We start from the raw sequence: 24,909 nt of genomic DNA, 5'->3' as shown, positions 1-24,909 counted from the left end.
CACTGGCACGCCCGTACGTCGAACGTCCGCACGTTTTCCCTGAATTCAGGCGGGCGCCGTGTACCGCGCCTGCGGTACACGCGGCCGGTCGCGTACGCCCCCAGGAGGTCGGCCAGTTCGGTCTACGGTCGACAACTCCACGACAGGTTGACGCCGTACCGTTGAAGCATGGATCTTCGATTGCCCGGTCTGCGAGGACCATGGCGGCCGCGACGGATCATCTCCGCCGCGGCCGCAGTGGTCGTACTCGCCGGTGCCGGTACCTGGACGGCCGTCGCCTCCGACGACGACACGCCCGCGGTGCACAGCGCCGACCGGGTCATGGCGGTGGACGGCGTACGCCTGGACACCTCCTACTTCACCGCCGGCGGATCGGGCCGCCGCCCCGCCGTCCTCCTCGGACACGGCTTCGGCGGCAGCAAGGACGACGTCCGCGAGCAGGCCGAGAAGCTCGCCCAGGACGGGTACGCGGTGCTGACCTGGTCGGCGCGCGGCTTCGGCGAGTCCACCGGCAAGATCGGGCTGAACGACCCGAAGGGCGAGGTCGCCGACGTCTCGAAGCTGATCGACTGGCTCGCGAAGCAGCCCCAGGTCCAGCTCGACAAGACCGGCGACCCGCGCGTGGGCGTGGCCGGCGCCTCCTACGGCGGCGCGATCTCGCTCCTCGCCGCCGGGTACGACGACCGCGTCGACGCCATCGCCCCCGCGATCACCTACTGGAACCTCGCGGACGCCCTGTTCCCCGACGGCGTGTTCAAGAAGCTGTGGGCCGGCATCTTCTTCAACACCGGCGGCGGCGCCGCCAACTTCGAACCCGCGCTGGCCACGATGTACGAGCGCGTCGCCGAGTCCGGCACCCCGGACGCCGCCGCACGCGCACTCCTCGAACAGCGCTCCCCGTCCGCCGTCGCCGACCGCATCAAGGTCCCCACCCTCCTCATCCAGGGCCAGACGGACTCCCTCTTCACCCTCGCCCAGTCCGACGCCGCCGAGAAGGCGATCAAGGCCAACGGCGCACCCGTCGACGTCGACTGGATCGCGGGCGGCCACGACGGCGGCGACCTGGAGAGCAGCCGCGTCCAGGCACGCGTCACCTCGTGGTTCGACCGGTATCTCAAGAAGGACACCTCCGCCGACACCGGCCCCGCCTTCCGCGTCACCCGCACCGGAGGCGTCGACTCCACCGACGGCGCCGCCCAGCTCAGGGGCGCGAGCGCGGCCGACTACCCCGGCCTGACCAGCGGCGACCGTTCGTTCCCGCTGACCGGCCGCCGCCCGGAGCAGTCCTTCGCCAACCCGGCCGGCGCCAGCCCGCCCGCCGTCTCCGCCCTGCCCGGCCTCGGCGGCGGCGGCCTCTCCCAGCTTTCCTCCCTCGGCGTCGGCGTCTCGCTCGACTTCCCCGGCCAGTACGCCTCCTTCGACTCCGCCCCGGTCACCGGCGACCTGCGCGTCACCGGCTCCCCGACGGTCACCGTCCACGTGAAGTCGACGACCGACCAGGCCGTCCTCTTCGCCAAGGTCTACGACGTCGGCGTCGGCGGCGCCCAGCAGGTGCTGCCCTCCCAGCTCGTCGCCCCGGTCCGGGTCGAAGGCGCCAAGGCCGGCAAGGACGTCACCATCACGCTCCCGGCGATCGACCACGAGGTCGACGAAGGCCACCGGCTGCGCCTGGTCCTCGCCTCCACCGACCTCGGCTACGCCTCCCCGCTGACCCCGGCGACGTACACGGTCTCCCTGAAGAGCGACCTGTCGGTCCCCACCGCCCCGGCTGTGACGACGGCGGCGGCCCCGCTCCCGTCCTGGGTCTGGTGGCTGCCCCTCGCCGGCGCGGCCGTGGCGCTGGCCCTGCTGCTGACCGCCCGCCGCCGGGTCACCACGGCCCCCGCCCCCGACCCCGAGCTCGCCGACGTCCCGCTGCAGATCACCGACCTGAGCAAGAAGTACGCGGGCGGCGACCGCTACAGCGTCCGCGACCTCTCCTTCCAGGTAGAGAAGGGCCAGGTCCTCGGCCTGCTCGGCCCGAACGGCGCGGGCAAGACGACGACCCTGCGCATGCTGATGGGCCTGATCAAGCCCGACGGCGGCGAGATCCGCGTCTTCGGCCACGCCATCCGTCCGGGCGCCCCCGTCCTGTCCCGCGTCGGCTCCTTCGTCGAGGGCGCCGGCTTCCTCCCGCACCTGACCGGCCGGGAGAACCTGGAGCTGTACTGGCAGGCCACCGGCCGCCCGGCCGCGGACGCCCACCTCGAAGAGGCCCTGAAGATCGCCGGCCTCGGCGAGGGCCTCGCCCGCGCGGTGCGCACCTACTCCCAGGGCATGCGCCAGCGCCTCGCCATCGCCCAGGCCATGCTCGGCCTCCCGGACCTGCTCATCCTCGACGAGCCGACCAACGGCCTCGACCCGCCGCAGATCCGCGAGATGCGCGAGGTGATGATCCGCTACGCGGCCGCCGGCCGCACGGTGATCGTCTCCAGCCATCTCCTGTCCGAGGTCGAGCAGTCCTGCACCCACCTCGTGGTCATGGACCGGGGCCGGCTCGTCCAGGCCGGCCCGGTCGCCGCGATCATCGGCTCCGGCGACACCCTCCTCGTGGGCACCGCCGCCCCGGTGGAGGAGCCGGTCGTGGAGAAGATCTCGGCGCTGCCCGGCATCGCCTCCGCGGCCGCCACCGACGACGGACTCGGACTCCTCGTCCGGCTGGACGCCGACGGCACCGCCCAACGCCTGGTCGCCGAACTCGTCCGGCTCGACGTGCCCGTGACCTCCGTCGGCCCGCACCGCCGCCTGGAGGACGCCTTCCTCACCCTGATCGGAGGTTCCGCATGAGCACGCTCACCGAGGTCGCCTCCGGCTACCAGGCCCGCCGCACCCTCCCGCTGCGCGTCGAGCTGGTCCGCCAGCTGGGGCGCCGCCGCACGATCGTCATGGGCGCCGTCCTCGCCGCCCTCCCGTTCGTCCTGCTCATCGCCTTCGCCATCGGCGGCGAGCCGGGCGGCCGCAACAACACGGTGTCCCTGATGGACACCGCGACCGCGTCCGGCGCCAACTTCGCCGCCGTCAACCTGTTCGTCTCGGCGGGCTTCCTGCTGGTCATCCCGGTCGCCCTGTTCTGCGGGGACACGGTAGCCTCGGAGGCCGGCTGGTCCTCCCTGCGCTACCTCCTGGCCGCGCCCGTGCCCCGGGCCCGGCTGCTGTGGTCCAAGCTCGTCGTCGGCCTCGGCCTCAGCCTGGCCGCGATGGTCCTGCTGCCGGTCGTCGCGCTCGCCGTCGGCTCCGCGGCCTACGGCTGGGGCCCGCTGGAACTGCCCACCGGCGGCGAGCTCGCCCCGGGCACGGCGGCCCAGCGGCTGCTGATAGTGATCGGGTTCATCTTCGTCTCCCAACTGGTCACCGCCGGGCTCGCGTTCTGGCTGTCGACGAAGACCGACGCCCCGCTCGGCGCGGTCGGCGGCGCGGTCGGCCTGACCATCGTGGGCAACGTCCTGGACGCCGTCACGGCCCTCGGCGACTGGCGCGACTTCCTGCCCGCGCACTGGCAGTTCGCCTGGGCCGATGCCGTCCAGCCCACCCCCGAGTGGTCCGGCATGATCCAGGGCACCGCCGTCTCGGTAACGTACGCGCTCGTCCTGTTCGCCCTGGCCTTCAGGGGTTTCGCCCGCAAGGACGTCGTCCCCTAGGTCACCGGAAGATCACCCACCGGTCTCGAAGACCGGCCGTCGTGCCCTCTTCGAGACGTATCCGCAACGCCCCGTGCCGCACGCTCCGGCCCCCTGCCCCGTCACAGTCACAGACATCGACGGACACAGGGGGCACGGGACATGAAAACCCACCGGACAGCACGACTCCTCGCCGCCGCGGCGGCCACGGCACTTCTGCTCACCGGCTGCGGCGCGGGCGCCGACTCCGACAGCAGCAAGGCCTCGGACGGAGCGGCGAACCGCAGCGACGGCTTCCCCGCCCCGAGCGAACCCCGCGCGGACGAGGACCTCACGGACGGGGACCGCAAGGCCGCCCCCGACCTCCTCTCCACCTTCGCCCTCGACGTCGACACCGCCTCCTACGGCTACGCCCGCCGCACCCTCGCCGAAGGCCGGCTCCCGGACCCCTCGACGGTCCGCCCCGAGGAATTCGTCAACAGCTTCCGCCAGGACTACGAACGCCCCGACGGCAACGGCTTCTCGGTCACCGTCGACGGCGCCCGCACCGGCGACGACGACTGGTCCCTGGTCCGCGTCGGCCTCGCCACGCGCAAGGGCGCCGCAACGGGCGAACGCCCGCCCGCCGCCCTCACCTTCGTCATCGACGTCTCCGGCTCGATGGCCGAACCCGGCCGCCTGGACCTCGCCCGGTCCGCCCTCGGCACGATGACCGACCGGCTCCGCGACGACGACTCCGTGGCCATCGTCACCTTCAGCGGCGAGGCCGAGACCGTCCTGCCGATGACCCGGCTCGGCGACCACCGGGACCGCGTCCACGACGCCATCGACAGCCTGGAGCCGACCGACTCCACCAACCTCGGCGCCGGCGTCGAGACCGGTTACGAAACCGCCGTCGAAGGCCTGCGCGAGGGCGCCACCAACCGGGTCGTGCTCGTCTCCGACGCCCTCGCCAACACCGGCGACACGGACGCCGACTCCATCCTGGAGCGCATCTCCGACGCCCGCGAGGAACACGGCATCACCCTCTTCGGCGTGGGCGTCGGCAGCGACTACGGCGACGCGCTGATGGAACGCCTGGCCGACAAGGGCGACGGCCACACCGCCTACGTCTCGAACGAGGCGGACGCCCGCAAGGTCTTCTCCACCGACCTCCCGCAGAACGTCGACCTGACCGCCCGCGACGCCAAGGCCCAGGTCGCCTTCGACCCCGAGACGGTCGCCGAGTTCCGCCTCGTCGGCTACGACGACCGCCGCGTCGCCGACGACGACTTCCGCGACGACGGCGTGGACGGCGGCGAGGTCGGCCCCGGCCACACCGTCACCGCCCTCTACGCCGTGCGTACCAAGTCCGGCGCCGACGGCCACCTCGCCACGGCCACCGTCCGCTGGCTCGACCCCGACACCCGCACCCCGCACGAGGCCACCGGACAGCTGGAGACCGACGCCCTGCACGACGACCTCGCCGACGCACCCGTCCGCTTCCAGGTCACCACGACGGCCGCCTACTTCGCCGACGCCCTGCGCGACTCGGAGCGCTCGCTGCCCGACGCCCCGTCACTGAGCGAACTCGGCGAAACGGCCGACGCGTTGGCGCGGAAGACCGAGGACAAGGAGGTCGCCGACCTCGCCGAAGCCATCGCCGACGCAAGCCGTCTCGACCTCTAGCAGAGCAGCACGTGACACACGAAACGGCGGGCCACCGGAGTTCCGGTGACCCGCCGTCGCACTACGTCAGGTTGCGGCTCAGCCGTTGCCCGCGCCGTTGCCCGCGAGGACCGAGATGTCGTCCAGGATGTGCGAGAGCGGCTCGTCGCCCTTGGCCTGGGTGCTGTTCTCGACACACTGCTGGTTCTGCGGGGAGGACAGGACGTTGATGTCCTGGACGTTGATCGGGACAGCGCCGACGAGGCCCTGCAGGTTCAGCTTGGCGGGCAGGCCGAGGCACGGCTTGTTCAGCGAGCCCTGGACCAGCGAGAGCTGCGGGCTCAGGTCGCCGAACGTGGCCGAGTTGCCGAACTCCGACGAGGCGCCGTTGCCACTGGCGGAGGTGGTGCCGCTGTCGTCACCGATGGCCAGGGCCTGCGGCGCGGAGGCGACCGCGACACCGGCCAGGGAGGCGGCGACCACCGCGGTTGCCCACAGCTTCTTCATTTTCTTTCCCTTTCAAAAAGCGGACTCCGGGGGAGGCGCTGCGCGATCGTCACGCCTGCGCCGGACAGCGAGTCGCCGGTGGTCCGTCGACCCGCTGTCGGGGTGGAACGTCAGTGGTTGGCAGCGCCGTTGCCCGCGAGGACCGAGATGTCGTCGAGGATGTGCGACAGTGCCTCGTCGCCCTTGGCCTGGGTGCTGTTCTCGACACACTGCTGGTTCTGCGGGGAGGACAGGACGTTGATGTCCTGGACGTTGATCGGGACAGCACCGACGAGGCCCTGCAGGTTCCCCTTGACCGGCAAGCCGATGCACGGCTTGTTGAGGGAGCCCTGGATGAGCGCCATCTGGGGGCTCATGTTGCCGAAGGTGGCCGAGTTGCCGAACGACTGGCTGGCGCCGTTGCCGCTGGCGGAGGTGGTGCCGCTGTCGTTGCCGATGGCGAGCGCCGGAGCTGCGGCAGCTGCGGAGACGCCCACGACGGAAGCGGCGACCGCGGCGGCGGCCAGAACCTTCTTGATCACTTGCTAGTCCCTTCTGGAGAAACCCCGTCCACCGGAGCGGTCTGAATAACTGCCTCACCCCTGTTTGGTTGCTCCGCTTCACTCCGATGGCCTATCGAGGTGAACTCCCGTCGCCGAGTCGGAAAAACCGATCGGGTGAAGGGCCGCAACCAAAACCGGCGCATCCGGTTGTTCGGTGGCAGGCACATGGTCCTGGCCCGAGCCAGGACAGGGAAAGGAATAGCGAAATGCTGAAGAAGGCAATGGCCGTGGCGGCGGTCGCCGCTTCCGTCGTGGGTGTCTCGGCGGCGGCCGCGCCTCAGGCGCTTGCCATCGGGGACGACGCCGGCACCACCTCCGCCAGCGGCAACGGCGCCTCGTCGAAGTTCGGTAACTCGGTGACCAAGGGCGACCTGAGCCCGCAGGCCACGCTGGTCCAGAGCTCCCTGAACAAGCTGTGCATCGGCCTGCCGGTCAAGGGGAACGTGCAAGGCATCCTGGGTGCGGTCCCGATCGACGTCCAGGACATCAACGTCCTGGCCTCCCCGCAGAACCAGCAGTGCGCGGAGAACTCCACCCAGGCCAAGGGCGACGAGCCGCTGTCGCACATCCTGGACGACATCTCGGCCCTGTCGGGCAACGGCGTGGCCAACGGCTGACGTCCATCGGCGCTGCCCGCCGGACGGCCCGTGCCTTTTCGGCGGGCCGTCCGGCGGTGTTTGTCTGGAGAAGCGTTTCTTCTGTAGTGGGCCTGATGTGTGAACTATATGAATGCGTTCGAGTGAATTCCCGGGCGACGCGCGTTCGTCAGTTGCTTCGGCTGTCTATCTCTCGTTTGCAGCTTGCGAGTCGTGCATCCGGGCACGACCGCGGAGAAGGGAATCCCATGAAGAAGAGTGCTGCTGTTGTCGCGGGTCTGATCCTGGCGCTGGGCGGGGCCGCCCCGGCCTTCGCCGACGCTGATGCCCACGGTGCCGCCATCGGCTCCCCGGGCGTCCTGTCGGGCAACGTCGTTCAGGTTCCGATCCACATCCCGATCAACGTGTGCGGCAACTCGATCAACGTCATCGCGCTGCTGAACCCGACCGCCGGCAACGTCTGCATCAACGACTGACGGCGGATCGCACCAGTCGTACGGCTGGGTCGAGGCCGGCCTTGGACGACTCTTCGGTGGTCCAGGGTCGGCTTTTCCCACTTCTTCAAGCAGGAAGACAACGAGATTGCGCCAGACCCTGAGCAGGGGAATGGTCGCGGCCGCCGCCGCGACGAGCATTCTGTCCCTGTGCGGGGGCGGTTCCGCCCTCGCCGACTCGAACGCCGACGGGGCCGCCAAAGAATCGCCCGGACTCCTGTCGGGCAACCATGTCGAGGCCCCGGTGAACATCCCGGTGAACGCCTGCGGCAACTCGGTCGACGCCGCCGCCGCGCTCAACCCCACGTTCGGCAACTCCTGTGCCAACCTCTCCGCCGAGCACAAGCACCGAGCCCACCTCACCGACGGGGCATACGGCCCACACGGGACGCCCTACGGCGACGACGACTCCGGGTACGGGGGGTCCGGCCACGGGCACTCCGGCTACCAGGACTCGGGTCACGGGGACTCGGATCACTGGGGTGACGGGTACAGCGACTCGGGATACGGGGGCCCGGATCGAGGGGACTCCGGGTACGGCGACCAGGGGTACGAGGACGACGGGTACGGGGACGACGGTTACGACGACCACGGTCCGGGCGACGACTGCGGGGGCTACGGCGACTCGTGCGGCGGCGGAGGCCACACGCCGCCGCCTCCCGGTGGGGGGCACACCCCGCCTCCGCCGGGCGGGGAGCACACCCCGCCGCCTCCCGGTGGAGGCCACACCCCGCCTCCGCCCGGGGGCGATCACTCGTCGCCGCCTCCGCACGGTGGGGGCGGTACTCCGCCGGGTGGCGACCACTCCTCCCCGCCCCCGCACGGTGGTGGGAACACTCCGCCCGGTGGCGACCACTCCACCCCGCCTCCGCACGGTGGGGGCGGTACGCCGCCCGGCGGCGGTCACTCGTCGCCGCCTCCGCACGGCGGTGGGGGCGGTACTCCGCCGGGTGGTGACCACTCGTCCCCGCCCCCGCACGGCGGCAGCAGCACTCCGCCCTCCGGCGGCGGGCAGTCGACGCCTCCGCACCGTGGGGAGCACTCCACGCCTCCCTCCGGCGGCGGGCACTCGACGCCGCCCCACGGTGGCGGCGGACACTCCGTGCCTCCGCACGGTGGCGGTGCCGGGCACGCGACGCCGCCCGCGTTGGCGCACACCGGCAGTGACAAGGCGGCGCTGCTCGCCGCGTCCGGGGTCAGCGCGGTGCTCATCGGCAGTGGCGCCCTCCTGTACCGGCGAGGCAGGGCCGCGTCCCGTCGGTGAACGGCACCGGGTGCCGGACGCCCTCGCGCCCGGCACCCGCGTCGCTCAGCCCCGCACCGCCGGCGCCGTGTCCTGGCGACCCGGCGCCGGGATCGCCCCGCTCGGCATGCCCGTGCGCAGCCGGCGCCGGACTCCCCGGACGAGGGACCCCGCCGTGAAGGTCGCGCCGTAGACGAAGCGCATCGCCGGGCCGAAGCCGGCCGCCGTCACCAGGCCGGCCATGAACAGACCGGGGCAGGACGACTCGAAGTCCCGGCCGATCTCGGGGGAGCCGTCGGCCACCGTGGCCAGCGAGTCGCGCAGGTCGCCGGAGAGGAGCCCGAGCCGGTCGCGGGTCGCCTTGAAGCCGGTGGCCGCGATCACATGCTCGGTCTCGAAGGAGTCCGCTCCGGTCACCTCGAGGCGCACCCCGCCCGGGACCGCCCGCGCCGCCGTCACCTCGTGGTCGAGACGCACCTCCACGGCGCCCTCCACCCGGTCCCGTACCCACCATGCGCCGGCCGGTCCGAGCGCCGTCGCCGCGATCCGTGCCCGGGTCGGTTCCCGGAGCCGCCGGTAGAGGCCGGGGCGTTCCGCGTAGAACCAGTTGCGCCAGCCGCAGCCGAGGCCGCTGAGCGGGGAGCGGGCCGACTGCCACCACGGGCGTTCCCAGGCCGGCGGCACATCGTTCCAGCGCAGTCGGTCGGCGCGGGCCAACACCCGTACCCGGGTGTCCTGTTCGGCGAGCAGGGCGGCCGTCTCCAGGGCCGCCTGGCCGCCGCCGATCACCGTGACGTCCCGGCCGCGGAAGCGGTCGAGGTCGCCGTGGTGGCTGCTGTGCGAGACGAGGCCGGAGGAGAGTCCGCGCAGGGCGGACGGGATCTCGACGAACGGCATCACGCCGACCGCGAGGGCGATCGTGCGGGCGTGCACGGTCTGGCCGTCCTCGGTGACCGCCTCGAAGCCGCCCGGCCGGGGCGCGATCCGGGTCACGGTGCGCTCGTCCACCTCGGGGACGGCGTTGCGGGCGAACCACAGGCCGTACTCGGCGAACATCTCCACCGGGATCGGCTCCCCGTGCCGGGCCGTCACGCCCTGGCTCGCGCAGTAGGCGTCGAGTCGCCAACGGGCTGCGGGGTCGGAGAGATTGGAGGCCCATGGCTCGGACTTCAGGAACATGCCGTCCGGCATGTTGTCGCGCCAGGAGGCCATCGGCCGGCCGAAGACGCGCAGGCTCAGCCCGGCGGCCGCGGCGTGGGACGCGATGGACAGGCCGTACGGGCCGGCGCCCACCACCAACAGGTCGTACATCAGCAACTGCTCGCTTTCTCGTCGTCGGTCGGTTCGGTCAGGCCCGTCAGGGACGGCGGGGGTGGCGGGGACTGGCGGACCACGCGGGGCCGCACCCCGGCCGCGCCCGCCGTGCCGAGCCGGTGCAGCCGGCCGAGCAGCCGGCGGGCGACATGGGCGCCCCACAGTCCCCACATGGCCCGGCCGGGAGCGGTGTCGTCGCCCGCGTGCCAGGCCAGCTCGCGGCCGGGGCCGCGGCGCGCCGGTCGCAGTGCGGCCAGCGGCGCGTAGTTCTCCACCACGAACGCCCGCCCCGGCAGCGGGGACCCGGCGGGCAGCGGACGGTGGGTCAGATCCAGGTGCTGGGCGCGGACGACGTCCAGCCCGCCGCCGTCGGCGAAGAGCCGGAACTGGGCGCCGGGGCGGGGGTTGAAGTCGAGCAGGTGGTAGTCGCCCGTCATGCCGCAGCGCCGGAAGTCGAGGTCGAGGATGCCCCGGTAGCCGAGTTCGTCGGTGAGTCGCTCGGCCAGCGTCCGCACCTGCGGGTTCTCGGTCCACTCGCCGACCGCGGTGAGTCCCGCGCCGCGCGGCCAGGCGCACAGCTTGCGGCCCGCGCCGCCGCCGCCGACCGCGCCGGAGCGGTCGGCGTACCCGTGGAAGAACCAGTCGCGGTCCGGTCCCGGCGGCAGGAAGGCCTGGAGCAGCAGTCGGCTGCCCGCCTCCTCGGTGCGCAGGTACAGGTCGCGCGCCTCCTGGGTGGAGCGCACCACGAGGGTGCTGCGCAGCCCCGAGTCGGCGGGCAGCAGCCAGGGCCGGCTCCACTTGGCCACCACCGGCAGGCCGAGCCGCCAGGCGGCGGAGGCGGCCTGGGCCGCGCTGTCCGGGACCACGGTGAGCGGGTGCGGCACGTCGGCCGCCGCGCACAGTTGGGCCAGTTCGGCTTTGTCGGCGACGCGTTCGGGCACCGTGCCGGGCTGCTGGGGCAGCAGGTAGGCGGGCGCCAGTTCCGCGCGTAGAGCGCTGACCGCGATCGCGCCGGCGTCGTCCATCGGGATCAGGACGGCGGGCCGTTCGATGCGGGCGGCCACCCGCAGCAGGACGGCGGCGATGTCGGCGGGGGCGGCGCCGGGCGGCGGCGGGGGATGCAACTGGCGTACGAAGCGGGATGTGCGTACGGGACTTCCCGTCGAGTCGGCGACCACGTGCACATCGACTCCGGCTCTGCCGAGCGAGCGCACGGCACCCAGCGTTCCGTGGTGAAAGGGATTCCGGTCGATCCGCAGGAGTACGGCGGGGACGCGGGTGTCGAGCAACGACTCGGGCATTTTTTGCCGGTCCTTCGGTTCAGTTCACCGGTATGGGCGATCGAGGCACTCGAAAGCCCTAATGGCGGTGGCGTAATTCCTTTTCGTGTGACTTTCATATGACTGAGTGTCAGTAATGCGCGGACATTGCGCGTTACGTGAGAGTGGAGAAAGGAGCAGGCATGACCCCACAGCAGCGAACCACGCGGTCCCGACGGCTGGCCGTTGTCGCGGCGTCGGTCGCGGCGTCGGCCGTTCTGGCGTCCGGACCTGGATTCGCCGCGGGCGCGGGGGTGGTGCGGGTCGCCGATCCTCCCGCTCCCACCCCGACCGTCCCGAGACCCGCGGTGGTCGAACCGGTGCCCGAACCGGCCGCCCCCGTGCAGACGGCGACCACCCTGCCGACCACCGCGCCCCTGCCGACCGTCGCACCGATCGAGCCGGTCGCACCGGTGACCCCGACGCAGGCCCCCGTGCCGTCCACCGAGCCGTCCACCGAGCCGTCCACCGCGCCGACCAAGGACGCAGCCTCCGCCTTCGGCGCCTACCTCGACTACGGCGCCCGGGGAGTGGCCCGGATCGCCGAGCTCAGCGAGTGGCTGGGAGGCGCGAAGCTGCGCGTCGGCCACACCTACCTGCCGGGCGACCGGTGGCACAACATCGCGGGCCTGCCCGACTTCCTCGAGGCGTGGGCCAAGTGGAGGCTGGAGCGGGACGACCGGATGTTCGTCCTCAACGTGCCCATGCTGGAGCGCAACGAGGAGGACGTCTCCGACACCGAGGTGCGCAAGCTGCTGCGGCAGGGCGCGGCCGGGGAGTTCGACCACCACTACCGGGCTCTCGCCGAGCGACTGGTCGCGCTGAAGGTGCCGGACACGGTGATCGTGCTCGGCTGGGAGATGAACGGCATCACGTACACCCATCGGTGCGGCCCGGACCCGGAGGCCTGGAAGAAGTACTGGAACAGGATCGTCTCCACGATGCGTTCGGTGCCGGGTCAGAAATTCAAGTTCGACTTCACGCCGAGCCGCGGCAAGGACGCCATTCCCTGGACCCAGTGCTATCCGGGGGACGACACGGTCGACATCCTCGGAATGGACTCCTACGACCAGCCGACCGGTCTGTCCTTCGACGAGCAGGTGAAAGAACCCTACGGGCTCCAGGCGCACGTGGACTTCGCCAAAGCGCACGGCAAGCCCATTTCCTACCCGGAATGGGGACTCTTCCGTAACGGTGACAACGCCGAATACATGCGGCGCATGCTCGCCTGGATGGACGAGCACAAGCCGCTGTACAACACGCTGACCGACTACTGCCCGCACGGCGTGTGGCAGTGCCTGCAGAACCCTCGGTCGTCCGCGGTCTACCGATCGCTCCTGTCCGGCCGCACCGACGAGCCGAGCACCACGCCGACGGCACCGGTGCCCACCACGGTGCCCGCGAAGGAGCCCGCTGAGGAACCCACGCCCGAGCCCAGCGTCGAACCCCGGGTGAACTGCCTGCCGATGGACCTCGGCGACTGGGTCGAGTACTGGCTCGGCGGCAAGCTGTGCCTCCGCCTGGACTGGTGGTCGCGCAGCGGGTGAACCGCGGTGCGGTGGCGGCAGGCCCGCGTCAGGACCTGCCGTCACCGGCCCGCTCCTTCCGCTGCTCCAGCCGGAGCAGCAGCTCCTTGCCCCGCCGCCGCGCGGCCACGTCGCACAGGGCCGCCGACAGCAGCGGCGCGGTGCGCCGACGGGCCAGCAGCAGCCGCTGGTTGACGACCGGTTCGGGCCGCCAGTGGTGCTTGTAGGGCTCGTTGCCGCGCAGCAGGCTCAGCGCGGCGCGCCCGCCGCCCCGGGTGTGCTCGGCACATGCGTCGAGCAGCATCACCGCCACGTCCGCCTTGCGCTCGCGCAGCTGCGGATGGGCGCCGTAGAGGTAGCCCCCGGCCAGCCGACGCGACAGCAGGGTCAGATCGACGGCCACGACGTCGTCGTCCAGCCGGAACTCGGTGACCACCGCGTCCCCGGAGCGCACCATCGGTGCGACCGAGCGCACCAGGTGCTCGCAGAACCGGGGCAGCAGGTGCTCGCCCGTCACCTTCCGGCCCTGCCACTGCAACTGGTGCAGTTCCAGCAGCCGCCGCAGCGCCGGGTCCACCTCCTCCGGGCGCACGACCTGCCGCTGCACGCCCAGCGCGGTCAGTTTGCGCAGCTTGGCGCGCACGCGCTGGGCCTTCGCCGAGGGCAGCCGGGCCACCAGCTCGTCCATCGGGACGGCGGGCAGCTCCAGGCACACCGAGTCGTTCACCCGCCGCCGCGGCCCGTGCCACAGCTCGTAGACCTGCTCCACCGCACCGCCCGGGCGCACCTCGCGGAAGTCGATCAGCGCGGTGCGGGCGGCCGCCGCGAGGCCCTCGGTGAGCGCGGCCACGGCCCGCTCGCCGTGTTCGTCGTCGACGAGGACGTCCCCGTAGTCGGAGATCGCCCCGCCGAGCGGCACCAGCGCGGGCAGCGGTCGGCGGACGGCCGTCAGCGGGGCGGCGGCGACGAGTTCGGCGCCGTTGCGGACCAGCAGCAGCCGCAGTCGGCCGGGCCTGCCGTACGAGAGCCACCACGAGTGCAGCCAGGCGTGGCTCTGGAACGGGGTGGCCGTCGCGCACCTCTGGTAGAGCCGGCCCCAGGCGGGTGCGAGGGCGGCGAACGCCTGTTCGTCGGTGACGACTTCGGCCGTGAACGTCGGCTTCACAGCGCTCCGTGCGCTTCAGCGGCGAGGGCCGGGCCGGGGACGGCGGCGGAGCGCACGACCTCCTCCTCGCGGCCCCGCCTCGGCCGCACCAGCACCGCCAGCCCGCCGAGCAGCCCGCCCGCGCTCGCCCCCACCAGAGCGGTCACCGTCGTGGACGCCGAGGACGGCGCGGTCGGCCGCACGGCACGCGCGAACTGCTGGAGCTCGACGTTGGTGGCGGACCGGGAGCTCTTCGCGTGCTGGGTCAGCGAGCGGGAGACCGCGTTGGCCATGTCGGCGGCCAGGTCGGCGCGCGTGGAGGTCGCCGTGATGGCGACCATCGGGGCGTCCGGCGAGGTCGCCGTCTGCACGTTCCGCCGGAGCGTGTTCACCGGCACGCCCGCCCAGACCTGCGCGTCCCCGAGCACCGCGAGCTGGGTGGCGACCCGGCCGTAGGCCTGCGCGAAGCCGAGCGCGGACGCCGGGTCGGACTTCGCGGTCGGGACGGCGACGACATAGGCGGTGGCCGAGTAGACGGGCGCCTTGACGGTTCCGTACGTGCCGCCGAGCAGGCCGCCGGCGACGGCGCCGGCCGCGAGCAGGGACCAGGGCGGGAGCGCCTTGGCGCGGCGCAGTGCGGCGGGACGGCGGGGGTTCTCGGTCATGGGGAACTGACTCCCTGGGGTGTCGGGGAAGCGGGGGAGAGCCGGGGTGGTCCGGAGACGGTGGCCGCGTACACGTCCATGAGCTGGGCGGCGCTGCGGGCGATGTCGTAGTGGCGGGCGGCGCCCGGGGCGGTGCGCGGGCCGGGGGGCCGCGCTCGGGCTTCGGCCAGCGCGCGGACGAACGCCCGGGGGCCGCCGGTCACCCGGCGGGCGCCGGCCGCCTGCGCGGGCAGGTGCTCGATCGCGGGGCAGGAGGCGTAGAGCACGGGCAGTCCCGAGGCCAGGGCCTCCACGACCGCCAGGCCGAAGGTCTCCTCGGGGGAGGGGGACACGAACAGGTCCATGGCGCAGGCCAGGGAGGGCAGGTCGGGGCCGGGGGTGCCGTCGGCGACATAGGGGCGTTCGCCGGTGAACAGGACGCGGTCGGCGACGCCCGCCTCGTGCGCGGTGCGCCGCAGCACGTTCTCCTCGGGGCCCCCGCCCACCAGCAACAGCCAGTGGTCGTCCGAGAGTTGAGCCAGGGCCTGGATGACGACGTCGAAGCGCTTGCCGGCCGTGAGGCGTCCGATGCCGCCGACGACGTAGGCGTCGTCCGGCAGCCCGAGGCGGCGCCGGGTGGTGTGGCGCGCGACCGGATCGAAGCGGAAGCGGTCCAGATCGATGCCGTTGGGGACGACCTCGATCCGGGGGGCCGGCACCCCCCAGTTCCGCAGCCGGTCGGCGACCGTGGGCGAGACGGCGACCGTGGTGCGGCCCAGCCGTTCGCTGGCCAGATAGAGCGCGCGGACCCCGGAGGTCAGCTTCCGCCCCTCCAACTGCGAGTCGCCCAGGGAGTGCTCGGTGGCCACGACGGCGCGGACCCCGGCGAGGCGCGCGGCCAGTCGGCCGTAGACGCAGGCCCGGTAGAGGTGGGTGTGGACGAGGTCGTAGCCGCCGGAGCGGATGATCCGGACCAGGCGCGGCAGCGCGCCCAGATCGCGGTTGCCGGCCATGCCGAGGTGGACGACCCGGACCCCGTCCTCGGTCAGCCCGTCGGCCACCGACCCCGGGTTGGTCAGCGTCACCACATCGCAGTCGACCGGCAAGTGCCGTAGCAGCAACCGCAGTTGCTGCTCGGCGCCGCCGACGCCCAGCCCCGTGATGATGTGCAGCGCCTTCACCGCAGCCCCTCGACGGGACGCCGGCGCAGTCCGTGCAGCCGGTACTTGAGGAACAGGCGCAGCGTGTTGTCGTCCTGCCCGATGTGCACGCGCGGCAGGGCGTGCAGGCCGTTCAGCTCGCCGGGGTCGATCGCGCAGCCGTAGCCGTAACCGGCTTCGCGCACGGCGTCCATGGCCCGTCGGTCGATCGTCCCGTACGGGTAGCAGAAGCCGTCGATCTCGGTGCCGAGCAGTGCGGAGAGGTCGGCGCGGCTGTCGACCGTCTCCTTCTTGAGGGTGAGGTCGTCGGCCTTGGTCAGGTCGACGTGGGTGAGGCCGTGCGAGCCGATCTCGACGCCCTCGTCGGCCGCGCGGCGGATGCCGTCGGCGGTCAGCAGGGGCTTGCGCGGGCCCAGTGGGTCCCAGGCGTTGTCGCCGCCGAGCCGGCCCGGCAGCACGAAGAGGGTGGCCGTGCAGCGGTGCCGGCGCAGGACGGGCAGGGCCTCGGTGAGGAAGTCGGCGTACCCGTCGTCGAAGGTCAGGCCGACCAGGTCGTGACCCCGGCCCTCGGCGCGGGCGGCGAGCAGCCGGGCCATGGAGACGCCGTGCAGCCCGCGCCGCCGCAGCCACGTCAGCTGCTTGTCGAGCCGTTCGGGGGTGACGGTGATGCGGTAGGGGTCCTCGGTGCAGTCGTTCACGGAGTGGTACATCGCCACCCACGGGACGGAGCTGCGTCTGCGGTTGTCAGGAGCGGCCATGGGAGAGCCTTCGGGTCGCGGAACGTACGGAACGGAGTGCGGAGACGATGCCCTGGGCGCCCAGCGCGCGGCCGAGCAGCAGGAAGACGACGGTCACGGTGCAGCCCCCGGCGGCGAGACCGGCCATGGGGTCGGTGAACTGCGCGGCGGCCAGGGCCCCGACCGGGGTCGCGACCAGGGCCGCGCGCATCGGCCGGCTCAGCTCGCGCAGCACGCCCCGGACGCCGATCGGGACGCTGCGCGGACCCATCCCGGCCAGCAGCACCAGGGCGGTGACGGTGATGCCGGTCGCGTTGGCGGCGGCGATCCCGTACACCCCCCAGGCGCCGACGCTCAGTGCGCCGATCCAGGCGGTCACGATGATCCCGGCGGCCATCGCGCCGACCGGGTACCAGGAGCCGCGGCCCGCCGAGAAGTAGGAGCGGGCCAGCGCGCCCACCATGGTCTGGCCGAGCAGCCCGAGCGCGTACACGCGCATCACGCCCGCCGTCGCCGCCGTGTCCCGTGCGGTGAACGCGCCCCGCTGGAAGAGCAGTTCGATCATCTGCGGCGCGCAGGCCACCACCGCGGCGGTGCCGAGCAGCACGATGCAGGCGGCCAGCGACAGATCCCGCTCCACCCGGCCGCGGGCCCGCTCGGTGTCCCCCTCGGCCAGCGCCCGCGCGACCACCGGGAAGGTGACCGTGCACACCATCACCGACAGGATCATCGGCATCTGCGCGACCTTCTGCGCGTAGTTGAGGTGCGAGATCGCCCCGGCCGGCAGGTTCGAGGCGAGGAACCGCTCGACGAGGGTCTGGGACTGCCGACACAGCGCGAACAGCAGGACGGTCGTGAGCAGAGCGGTGTCGAGGGGCCGCGGCTCCTCGACGATCTCCGCCCCGTCCGCCCCACGCCGCTTCTTCCTCAACTGCCCGCACAGGGAGGGCAGTTGGGCGAGGACCATCAGCAGCCCGCCGACCGCCACCCCGGCCGCCGCCGAGCGCACCCCCCAGCGCCCGCCGAGCACGAACATCCCGGTGATGATGCCGACGTTGTAGGCCACGTAGATCGCCGCGGGCGCCACATACCGCCGGTGCGCGCGCAGGGCCGCGCTGCAGTACCCGGCGAGCCCGAAACTCACCACGCAGGTCGCGGTGAGCCGGGTGCAGTCGACGGCGAGCGCGGGGTCGGGCAGACCGGGGGCGAGGACCGCGACCAGCTGGGGGGCGATGCCGATGAACAGGGCGCCGACCGCGACGAACGCCAGCGACAGCCGGGGGAGCGTGCCGGCCACCAGGGCCCGGACCGGGTCGCCGGGGGCGCCCTGGGAGCGGCGGGCCAGCGCCATGCTGAACGCCGGGATCAGCGCGAACGCCAGTCCGTCCTCGATCAGCAGCGTGGCCGCGAACTCGGGCACGGTCCACGCGACGAGAAACGCGTCGGTGTCGCTGCCCGCCCCGAACAGCCGGGCCAGCGCCTGGTCCCGCACCAGCCCGAGCAACGCCCCGGCGACGGAGAGGGCGGCGGTGACGGCCGCGGCCTTGGCGAGGAAACCCCGTGATGCCGGGGGAAGGTCGCCGGCCTCCCCGGCAGTTTCCTCGGCCGTCTCCCCGGACCGTGCGGTCGGCCCGGCGGTCCGCGCCGACGGAACGGACACGGGTCCGCCCGTGCGGGGTGTCCGAGGAGGCTTCACCGTCATCGCGCGAGCGCCCCCTCGCGCCCGCCGCTGCCGCCATGGGAGCTGCCGACATGGGGGCCGTCGCTCCTGCCGCTGCTGCCCACCAGCGCCCACCAGGCCACGAGCCCGAAGACGACGGCGGTCAGAACGGTCGACGGCCCGCCGATGTCGGCGTACATGAAGTCGATCAGCTGCCAGATCAGCAGCCCGCAGGCGACGAGCGCGCAGTCCAGACCGGGGCCGCGGTCCCTGACCCGGAGCCGGCCCCGCAGCGCGCACACCAGCAGCGCCAGCCAACCGCCCGTGAGGGCGAGCAGCCCGATCAGGCCCTGCTCGCCGAGGATCAGCAGATACATGTTGTGCGGGGACAGCAGCGGCTGCCGGACGAAGCCGGTGCCCGCGCCCGCGGTGTCGCTGCCGGAGGACAGCGCGAGCGACGCGTGCGCGTCCCGGTGCTCGGGGAAGCCCTTCAACCCGACGCCGGTGAGCGGCTGTTCGCGCCACATGCCGACCGCGGCCGCCCACATCGTGAACCGGTCGGTGACGGACTGGTCGGGCGCGTCCGCGACCTGCGTGATGCTGCTGACGCGCTCCTGGAGCATCGCCGAGCCGACGCCGAACCCGCCCACCAGGACCACCCCGGACAGGACGACTGCGGCGCCGACTTTCAGCGCCCGCCGCAGCCCGGCCAGCGCCAGCTGAAGAGTGCAGGTCAGCGCGGTCGCGATCCACGCGCCCCGGCTGAAGGAGAGCGCCAGCGGCACCAGCAGCGCGAGCGCGAAACCGGCGGCGATCGCCCGCGGCCGCAGGGAGGTCCGGCCGAGCGCCAGCCCGACGGCGCAGATCAGCCCGAAGGACACGACGGTCGCCATGCCCATCACGTCCTGCGATCCGAAGGTGCCGACCGCCCGGATGTCCTCGCCCTGGTAGGAGGCGCCGGTCCCGGTGACGAACTGGTGGACACCGACCGCGCCCTGCCACCCCGCCAGCCCCACGAACGACCAGGCGAGCACCCGGAAGTCCGACCGGTCCCGGATCAGCAGCAGCACGGCCGCCGGAACCAGCACGAACACCTGGAGATAGCGGCCGAGGCCGGTCAGCCCGGCGCCCGGCGAGGACGCGTTGAGCGCGGCGAGCGTGAGCCCGACGACCGGCAGGCCGAGCACCACCGCCGCGGAGTGCGACAGCCGACGTCTGGGGTGTCGCAGCTCCCGGACCACACACCACCCCACGACGAGCGCGGAGAGCGCGTCGGCCGGTCCCGCGCCGCCCTCTCCGCCGGGGGAGGCGGGCAGCGCGAGCAGGGCGACGACGGCGACCACCGGCAGCACCGGCGACAGCGACCGGGCACGGGACAGCGGGAGGGGCAGAGGCGGGGGCGGGGCGAGAGGCGGGGGCGGGGCGAGGGTCATCGGTCGGTTCAGCTCCCGGTCGGTCGCACGAGGGCGGCCGCGGTGCGCAGCAGGAGGCACACGTCCTGCCACAGCGACCAGTTGTCGATGTACGCGTTGTCGAAACGGGCCCGGTCCTCGATCGAGGTGTCGCCGCGCAGCCCGTGCACCTGGGCGAGGCCGGTGATGCCGGTCCGCATCCGGTGCCGGGCCGCGTATCCGGGGTAGGTCTGGCTGAACTGGCCGACGAAGAAGGGGCGTTCGGGACGCGGCCCGACCAGGCTCATGTCGCCGCACAGGACGTTCCACAGCTGGAGCAGCTCGTCCAGCGAGAACCGGCGCAGGAAGCGGCAGAAGGGGCTCATCTCCCGCTCGCCGGCCACGCTCCAGCGGGTCGCGGCCTCGTGCTCGTCGACCGGCCGGTGGGTGCGGAACTTCAGCAGGGTGAAGGGCCTGCCGTCCTTGCCGATGCGCTCCTGCCGGAACACCACCCCGGGCCCGTCGGACAGCCGCAGCGCCACCGCGCACACCAGCAGCAGCGGGCTCACCAGCAGCAGCAGCGTCCCGGAGACGGCGATGTCCAGCAGCCGCTTGCCCAGGCTGCCCCGGCGCCCGGCGCCCATGTCGAGGCGCCGGCAGGAGAACCCGGCGAGCTGCTCGCGGCTCGTGTACGAGGGGGTGTCGGCGTCGATCTCCCACACCGTGCAGCCCGACTCGGCGAGCGCCCGCAGCAGCGGGCCCTGCACGCTGCGCACGGCGGGGTGGACGCACAGCACGTCCCGGACGCCGTTCTGGATGAGGGCCCGCTGCACCTCCTGACCGGTGGTCAGCACCGGTAGTCCGTCGGCGCCGTCGGGCTGTTCGGCCACGATCCCCACCGGCTGGACCCCGCACCGGGGGTGGCGCAGCACGGCGGCGGCCACCCGCTGCGCGGTCGTGGCCGGGCCGATGACGAGCGCGGCGCGCGGGCGGCGCAACAGCGCCCGGTGCCGCCGCAGATGCACGAGCGCGCGAGCGACGCAGCCGGCCGCGGCCTGCGCCGCGCACCCGAGGAGCAGGGTGCGGGCCGACAGCGCGTGCGTCGGGTTCCACGCCGCCACGAGCGCCCCGAGCGCCAGCCAGGCCACCGCGATCCGGCCGCACACGAGGGGCAGTTCGTCCAGCACCCCCGCCACCGGGCGCGGGTGCTGCGGGCGCAGCAGCATCGTGGCCGCCACCAGCAGGGCCACCAGCAGCGGGCGGCGCTGTGCCCCGGTCAGGGCCAGCGCGCCCACGAACGCGGCGAGGCCGTCGGCGAGCAGCAGCGGCACCGGCGACGCGGGCCGCGCCACGGGCCGTCGGGTGGGGAACCGGAATCCCGCTGCGCTCTCCCGCCGCGGAATGACCGAGACGGGCGAGTATCCGGGCTGCGCGCCCGGGGAGGGGACGGTGCTTTCCGCAGTCACGAGTGGATGGACTCCCTGCACTCGGTGGGCGCGACGCGCGCCCCTTCCGTGGTCGTGAGCAACTCGCGGTACACGCCCGCGACCGCCTCGGCCGTGCGCCGCACATCGTGGGTGGCCAGGACGTGACGGCGCCCCTGGTGGCCGAGCGACTCGCGCAGCAGCGGGTCGAGCAGCAGTGCGGCGACGGCGTCGGCCAGCGCCGCCGGGTTCTCGGCGGGCACCAGACAGCGGGCCGCGAGCGCGCCCGGGAGGCTCTCCCGGGCGCCGTTCACCTCGGTGACCACCACGGGCCGCCCGCAGGCCAGCGCCTCCAGCGGGGTCAGCGCCATGCCCTCCCAGCGGGAGGGGAGCACGACCAGATCGGCGGCCTGGTACCAGGGCGCTGCATCGGGGACGGCCCCGGCGAACAGCACCGACTTCGGTGCGCGGGCCCGCAGTCGCTCCCCGTCCGGCCCGTCGCCGACCAGCACCAGCCGGGCGTCGGGCGCCTTCGCCGCGACGGCGTCCCACGCCCGCAGCAGCACGTCCTGCCCCTTCTGCCGGCACAGCCGCCCCACGCACACCACCAGCGGGGCGGCCGGGTCGAGCCGGGGGAGCAGGGCGGCCCGCACGGTGTCGACGGGAGCCGGGTGGAAGCGCTCGGGATCGATGCCGTTGGGGATGACGCTCCACTGTCCGGTGATCCCGGCGCGCAGACCGGCGTCCCGCTCCGCCTCGCTCACACACACCACCCGGTGTGCCCAACGCGCCCCGAACCGCTCCCACTTGAGGGCCAGGGCCGCGGTCGTGCCGCCGACCGCCTCGAAGGACCAGGCGTGCGGCTGGAACACGGTCGGGATCCGTCCGCGCACCGCGAGCCGCCCGGCGAGACCGGCCTTCGCGCTGTGCGCGTGCACCAGGTCGGGGCGTACCTCGTCGAGCACGCGTACGAGCCGCCGCACCTCACCGGGGACCGAGGGCCCCGGCGACCGTGTCGCCGCCCAGTGGCGTACGTCCGCCCCCAGGGACCGCAGGTCCCGGGCGAGCCGGCCGGCCGGGCAGGCGACGGTGACGTGCAGACCGGCCGCGAGCTGGGCCCGCGCCAGGTCCGTCACGACCCGGGGGACCCCGCCGTCCACGGGCTGGGTGAGGTGCAGGACCCGGGGTCTGTCGTCGGGTTCTGGCTGGTGCATTGCGCGGTTTCCTCGCTCACGGTGGCGCTCGGGACGTGCGGGAACGCGCCTGATTACTTCTTCTGTGTGTCGACGGCGACGAAGAGCGCCCCGGCCCACGCCGCGTCCCGGTGGGAAACGAGCCGAACGGTCAGCTGGTCACCGCCGCGCCGCAAACCCCCGCCGAGATCGAACACGTCGGAGTCGTAGCCGAGGGTGTTGACGTACGCCGGTACACGCGCCGCCGGAGCCGCCCCCGGCTCGCTGATCGTGGAGTTCAACACATCGTCAGATGGATTGACCGGGTCTTTGAGCGCGGTGGCGGCCCCGCCACCGGTCGAGAGGGTGAACGAATCACCCGAACGGCCGAGGTCGCCGCGGTCGCCGTCGTAGGCGACGAGTCCGGCCCGGCCGCTCGCGCCCTTGGGGATGCGGAGCCCGCGCAGCCGGAGTTCCTTCCCGGCGGCGGCCTCGAGGGTGTCGAAGCCGTCCCAGACCGACAGGTCCCGCAGCGGCTCCGCCGCGTTCTCGTAGGCCACGACCAGCGTCCAGCCGCCCCAGGCCCCGGCCGCCGACTTGCCCATGGCCACGTTGATCTGCGCGACCGTGTACAGCCCCCGACCGCTCTCGCGCACCAGCTTCGTGACGTCCGCGGAGGCCTGGAAGGCGTCGGCGCCCTGGGCCACGCGGTGGCCGACGACCGTGTCCGCGAGCACCTCCTTGTACTCCCCGCCCGGCTCGGCGATCAGCACCCGCCCGTTGTCCTTCGGCGGCTTCTGCTCACCGACGCGCAGGTTGCCGCCCCAGTACAGCCGCGCGTACGACACCCGCGCGCCCAGCGGCAGACGGACCTCGGCGCGGGAGGAGTTGTAGGTGTTCGGGTCGCTGTCGACGTCGACGTAGAACATGTCGAAGTCGTTGTTGGCCGCCGCCTTGCCCTGGCGCACGGCGGGACACGTGGGCGCCGCGCCGGTCGCCGGGGCGGCCCGGCAGCTGATGGCCGCGTTGGCCGCGCGGACGATCCCGCCGTGCTGTGTCGCGTGGTAGCGCTGAGCGAAGGCGAGGCGCTCGGCCTCGGCGGCGGGCGGCGCGGCGCTCTGCGCGCCGATCGCACGGGCGCCGGCCGGCGCCCCGAGCGAGGCGAGGGCGAGGACACCGATCGTCGCGCGGCGCAGCGACGGACCCAGGGAATTGCGCATGAGCGGCGGTGCCCTTTCGTGCGATTTGCTTGCTATAAGCGTGGGTCGGATGGTGCGCAACTCTAGTCGATATCAGGATTAATCCTGAGAAACCGGACAAGTGTGTCGGAATGGTGAAGTCGAGTCCCCGGTGACATCACTCATTTGGCGGCACAACCCCCGTGGGTCCCGCGCGTTGACCTCAGCGCCGGGCATCCCCGCCCGGGTGTTTGTGTCAAAACCCCAAGGAGCACCTCTCCATGTCGCGTATCGCGAAGGGCCTGGTCCTGACCTCCGTTGCCGCCGCGGCCGTCGCCGGCGCCTCCGGCATCGCCGCCGCCGACAGTGACGCGAACGGCGTCGCCGCGCACTCCCCGGGCGTGCTGTCCGGCAACGTCGTCCAGGTTCCGGTTCACATTCCGATCAACCTCTGCGGCAACACGATCAACGTGATCGGCCTGCTGAACCCCGCCTTCGGCAACACCTGCATCAACGACTGACGTCGTCCCCCAGAGGTCACGACACGTCATTCGCCGAACGGCCGCCCTCCCGCCAGGAGGGCGGCCGTTCGCGTTGTTCGGGCAGTCCCGAACGGGGGATGGGGTCGCGACACGCTCGACGGACCTTGACAGGCCACGTCATCAGCACTGATGCGCGCCATGCGAACAAGCGTCGGTCACGTGCTGCGCTCGATCTGTTGCGGAGCACGACGGCGGCGTCGCCGCGCTGCTCGCCCAAGCCGAGGGTCTCGATCCACTCGACACCGTCTTCACCCCGGTCACCGACCTGATCAACACCGTCCTCGAGCTCGACGACGGCCAACTCACCGTCGCCCAGGCGACCGAGCTCGCCGACGCCATCAAGACGGCCGTCGCCAAACTCACGTCAACCACCCCACTGACCTCACTGCCCCCACCGGCCCTCCCCGCAGCCCCGGCGACGACACTCCCGGCCGCCCCGGCGACGCCCACGGACCCGGTGACGATCCTTCCGGACGCCCCGGCACCGCCCGTCGCCTGACGGCCGCTCACCGGTTCCGGCAGCCCCGATTTCTGCACCCCGGAGTTCCCCCGGGGTGCGGGAATTTTCTGCGTACGGGGTTTCCGCATCCGGCAGGGATCGTTATGCACGGCGTCAGAATTTCCCCGGAAAGGAATCCGATGAAGTCCCTGAAGGCTGCCGCTGTCGTTGCCGGATCCCTGGCCCTCGCCGGCGCTGCCGCGCCCGCGTTCGCCACCCCCGCCGACCTCACGCCCACCAGCCTCAACGGCGCCGTGGACACCCTCGCCAGGGGGCCCATCAACCTGGAGGACGCGTTGCCGTTGCAGCACCAGTCGGACGCGCTCGACACCGAGAACAAGGACTCCGTCCTCAGCACCGTCAAGGGCGCGACGGGTGCCCTCAACTCCCACAACCCGCTGCTCGGCGGACTGCCGCTGCAGGGCTGAGCCGCTCGCCCCCGAAGGGCCGGTTCCGTCACCGACGGGACCGGCCCTCGGTGCTGTTCGAGCCGAGTCGAGCGGCGCGTCCCTCG

Annotated in this window: 22 protein-coding genes; 9 read left to right on the top strand and 13 right to left on the bottom strand. The window is 73.0% G+C overall.

Annotated elements, in window-relative coordinates; all coding sequences use genetic code 11:
- Window positions 1-168 precede the first annotated feature (168 nt).
- The 3 genes from ABZ725_RS26495 (at window position 169) to ABZ725_RS26485 (ending at window position 5,324) form a co-directional block, all read left to right on the top strand.
- On the top strand, window positions 169-2,826 hold the full coding sequence (locus ABZ725_RS26495; RefSeq protein ID WP_358805071.1) for an alpha/beta fold hydrolase: 2,658 nt from the start codon (window positions 169-171) through the stop codon (window positions 2,824-2,826).
- Window positions 2,823-3,677: an ABC transporter permease gene (locus ABZ725_RS26490; protein WP_358805070.1), complete on the top strand. Its 855-nt coding sequence runs from the start codon at window positions 2,823-2,825 to the stop codon at window positions 3,675-3,677. Before ABZ725_RS26495 ends, ABZ725_RS26490 begins: the two co-directional genes overlap by 4 nt.
- A 141-nt stretch (window positions 3,678-3,818) precedes the next feature.
- Window positions 3,819-5,324 (top strand): von Willebrand factor type A domain-containing protein, encoded by a 1,506-nt coding sequence (locus ABZ725_RS26485; RefSeq protein WP_358805069.1) that lies wholly within the window; start codon window positions 3,819-3,821, stop codon window positions 5,322-5,324.
- 78 nt (window positions 5,325-5,402) lie between these two features.
- Here ABZ725_RS26485 and ABZ725_RS26480 read toward each other — a convergent pair whose 3' ends face one another.
- Window positions 5,403-5,810, bottom strand: a complete 408-nt coding sequence (locus tag ABZ725_RS26480; protein ID WP_358805068.1) for a rodlin — start codon at window positions 5,808-5,810, stop codon at window positions 5,403-5,405.
- A gap of 110 nt (window positions 5,811-5,920) precedes the next feature.
- Window positions 5,921-6,331, bottom strand: a complete 411-nt coding sequence (locus tag ABZ725_RS26475; protein ID WP_358805067.1) for a rodlin — start codon at window positions 6,329-6,331, stop codon at window positions 5,921-5,923.
- Window positions 6,332-6,558: 227 nt separating this feature from the next.
- Between ABZ725_RS26475 and ABZ725_RS26470 the strand changes: the two genes are divergently transcribed.
- The 3 genes from ABZ725_RS26470 to ABZ725_RS26460 all read left to right on the top strand — a co-directional run bounded on the left by ABZ725_RS26470 (window position 6,559) and on the right by ABZ725_RS26460 (window position 8,706).
- Window positions 6,559-6,969, top strand: a complete 411-nt coding sequence (locus ABZ725_RS26470) for a rodlin (RefSeq protein ID WP_358805066.1) — start codon at window positions 6,559-6,561, stop codon at window positions 6,967-6,969.
- A 227-nt stretch (window positions 6,970-7,196) separates the two neighbouring features.
- Window positions 7,197-7,424, top strand: coding sequence for a chaplin (locus tag ABZ725_RS26465; protein ID WP_358805065.1), 228 nt, complete (start codon window positions 7,197-7,199; stop codon window positions 7,422-7,424).
- A gap of 106 nt (window positions 7,425-7,530) precedes the next feature.
- Complete coding sequence (locus tag ABZ725_RS26460; protein ID WP_358805064.1) at window positions 7,531-8,706, top strand: chaplin; 1,176 nt, start codon at window positions 7,531-7,533, stop codon at window positions 8,704-8,706.
- Between the two features lie 45 nt (window positions 8,707-8,751).
- On the opposite strand, the gene ABZ725_RS26455 is transcribed toward ABZ725_RS26460, so the two are convergent.
- Complete coding sequence (locus ABZ725_RS26455; protein WP_358805063.1) at window positions 8,752-9,996, bottom strand: FAD-dependent oxidoreductase; 1,245 nt, start codon at window positions 9,994-9,996, stop codon at window positions 8,752-8,754.
- A complete protein-coding gene (locus ABZ725_RS26450; RefSeq protein WP_358805062.1) occupies window positions 9,996-11,300 on the bottom strand; it encodes an ATP-grasp domain-containing protein in 1,305 nt (434 codons plus the stop codon). The genes ABZ725_RS26455 and ABZ725_RS26450 overlap by 1 nt, the downstream gene beginning before the upstream one ends.
- 161 nt (window positions 11,301-11,461) lie before the next feature.
- Between ABZ725_RS26450 and ABZ725_RS26445 the strand changes: the two genes are divergently transcribed.
- Window positions 11,462-12,865, top strand: coding sequence for a glycosyl hydrolase (locus ABZ725_RS26445; protein ID WP_358805061.1), 1,404 nt, complete (start codon window positions 11,462-11,464; stop codon window positions 12,863-12,865).
- Window positions 12,866-12,893: 28 nt separating this feature from the next.
- Here ABZ725_RS26445 and ABZ725_RS26440 read toward each other — a convergent pair whose 3' ends face one another.
- The 9 genes from ABZ725_RS26440 to ABZ725_RS26400 are packed head-to-tail and all read right to left on the bottom strand — an operon-like array spanning window position 12,894 to window position 23,396.
- Window positions 12,894-14,009 (bottom strand): GNAT family N-acetyltransferase, encoded by a 1,116-nt coding sequence (locus ABZ725_RS26440; protein WP_358805060.1) that lies wholly within the window; start codon window positions 14,007-14,009, stop codon window positions 12,894-12,896.
- Window positions 14,006-14,653, bottom strand: coding sequence for a lipopolysaccharide biosynthesis protein (locus tag ABZ725_RS26435; RefSeq protein ID WP_358805059.1), 648 nt, complete (start codon window positions 14,651-14,653; stop codon window positions 14,006-14,008). Before ABZ725_RS26435 ends, ABZ725_RS26440 begins: the two co-directional genes overlap by 4 nt.
- The gene (locus ABZ725_RS26430; protein ID WP_358805058.1) at window positions 14,650-15,813 is read right to left on the bottom strand and encodes a glycosyltransferase; all 1,164 of its coding nucleotides are present in this window, start codon (window positions 15,811-15,813) and stop codon (window positions 14,650-14,652) included. The genes ABZ725_RS26435 and ABZ725_RS26430 overlap by 4 nt, the downstream gene beginning before the upstream one ends.
- Window positions 15,810-16,550, bottom strand: a complete 741-nt coding sequence (locus ABZ725_RS26425; protein WP_358805057.1) for a polysaccharide deacetylase family protein — start codon at window positions 16,548-16,550, stop codon at window positions 15,810-15,812. Before ABZ725_RS26425 ends, ABZ725_RS26430 begins: the two co-directional genes overlap by 4 nt.
- Window positions 16,537-18,231 carry a lipid II flippase MurJ gene (locus tag ABZ725_RS26420; protein ID WP_358805056.1) on the bottom strand — a complete coding sequence of 565 codons (1,695 nt, stop codon included), beginning with the start codon at window positions 18,229-18,231 and terminating at the stop codon, window positions 16,537-16,539. The genes ABZ725_RS26425 and ABZ725_RS26420 overlap by 14 nt, the downstream gene beginning before the upstream one ends.
- On the bottom strand, window positions 18,228-19,622 hold the full coding sequence (locus ABZ725_RS26415) for an O-antigen ligase family protein (protein ID WP_358805055.1): 1,395 nt from the start codon (window positions 19,620-19,622) through the stop codon (window positions 18,228-18,230). Before ABZ725_RS26415 ends, ABZ725_RS26420 begins: the two co-directional genes overlap by 4 nt.
- A gap of 8 nt (window positions 19,623-19,630) precedes the next feature.
- Entirely contained in the window at window positions 19,631-21,046 is a 1,416-nt protein-coding gene (locus tag ABZ725_RS26410) for an exopolysaccharide biosynthesis polyprenyl glycosylphosphotransferase (RefSeq protein WP_358805054.1), read from the bottom strand.
- On the bottom strand, window positions 21,043-22,218 hold the full coding sequence (locus tag ABZ725_RS26405) for a glycosyltransferase (protein WP_358805053.1): 1,176 nt from the start codon (window positions 22,216-22,218) through the stop codon (window positions 21,043-21,045). The genes ABZ725_RS26410 and ABZ725_RS26405 overlap by 4 nt, the downstream gene beginning before the upstream one ends.
- 53 nt (window positions 22,219-22,271) lie before the next feature.
- A complete protein-coding gene (locus ABZ725_RS26400) occupies window positions 22,272-23,396 on the bottom strand; it encodes a DUF3344 domain-containing protein (RefSeq protein ID WP_358805052.1) in 1,125 nt (374 codons plus the stop codon).
- A 239-nt stretch (window positions 23,397-23,635) separates the two neighbouring features.
- Between ABZ725_RS26400 and ABZ725_RS26395 the strand changes: the two genes are divergently transcribed.
- Together ABZ725_RS26395 and ABZ725_RS26390 are read left to right on the top strand one after the other, a co-directional pair.
- Window positions 23,636-23,875 (top strand): chaplin, encoded by a 240-nt coding sequence (locus ABZ725_RS26395; protein WP_358805051.1) that lies wholly within the window; start codon window positions 23,636-23,638, stop codon window positions 23,873-23,875.
- Window positions 23,876-24,535: 660 nt separating this feature from the next.
- The gene (locus ABZ725_RS26390; RefSeq protein ID WP_351906425.1) at window positions 24,536-24,823 is read left to right on the top strand and encodes a hypothetical protein; all 288 of its coding nucleotides are present in this window, start codon (window positions 24,536-24,538) and stop codon (window positions 24,821-24,823) included.
- The last annotated feature ends 86 nt before the right edge of the window (window positions 24,824-24,909 follow it).

The sequence above is a fragment of the Streptomyces sp. NPDC006872 genome, from assembly GCF_040635845.1.
GTDB lineage: Bacteria > Actinomycetota > Actinomycetes > Streptomycetales > Streptomycetaceae > Streptomyces.
This window is presented reverse-complemented; position numbering and strand designations above follow the sequence as displayed.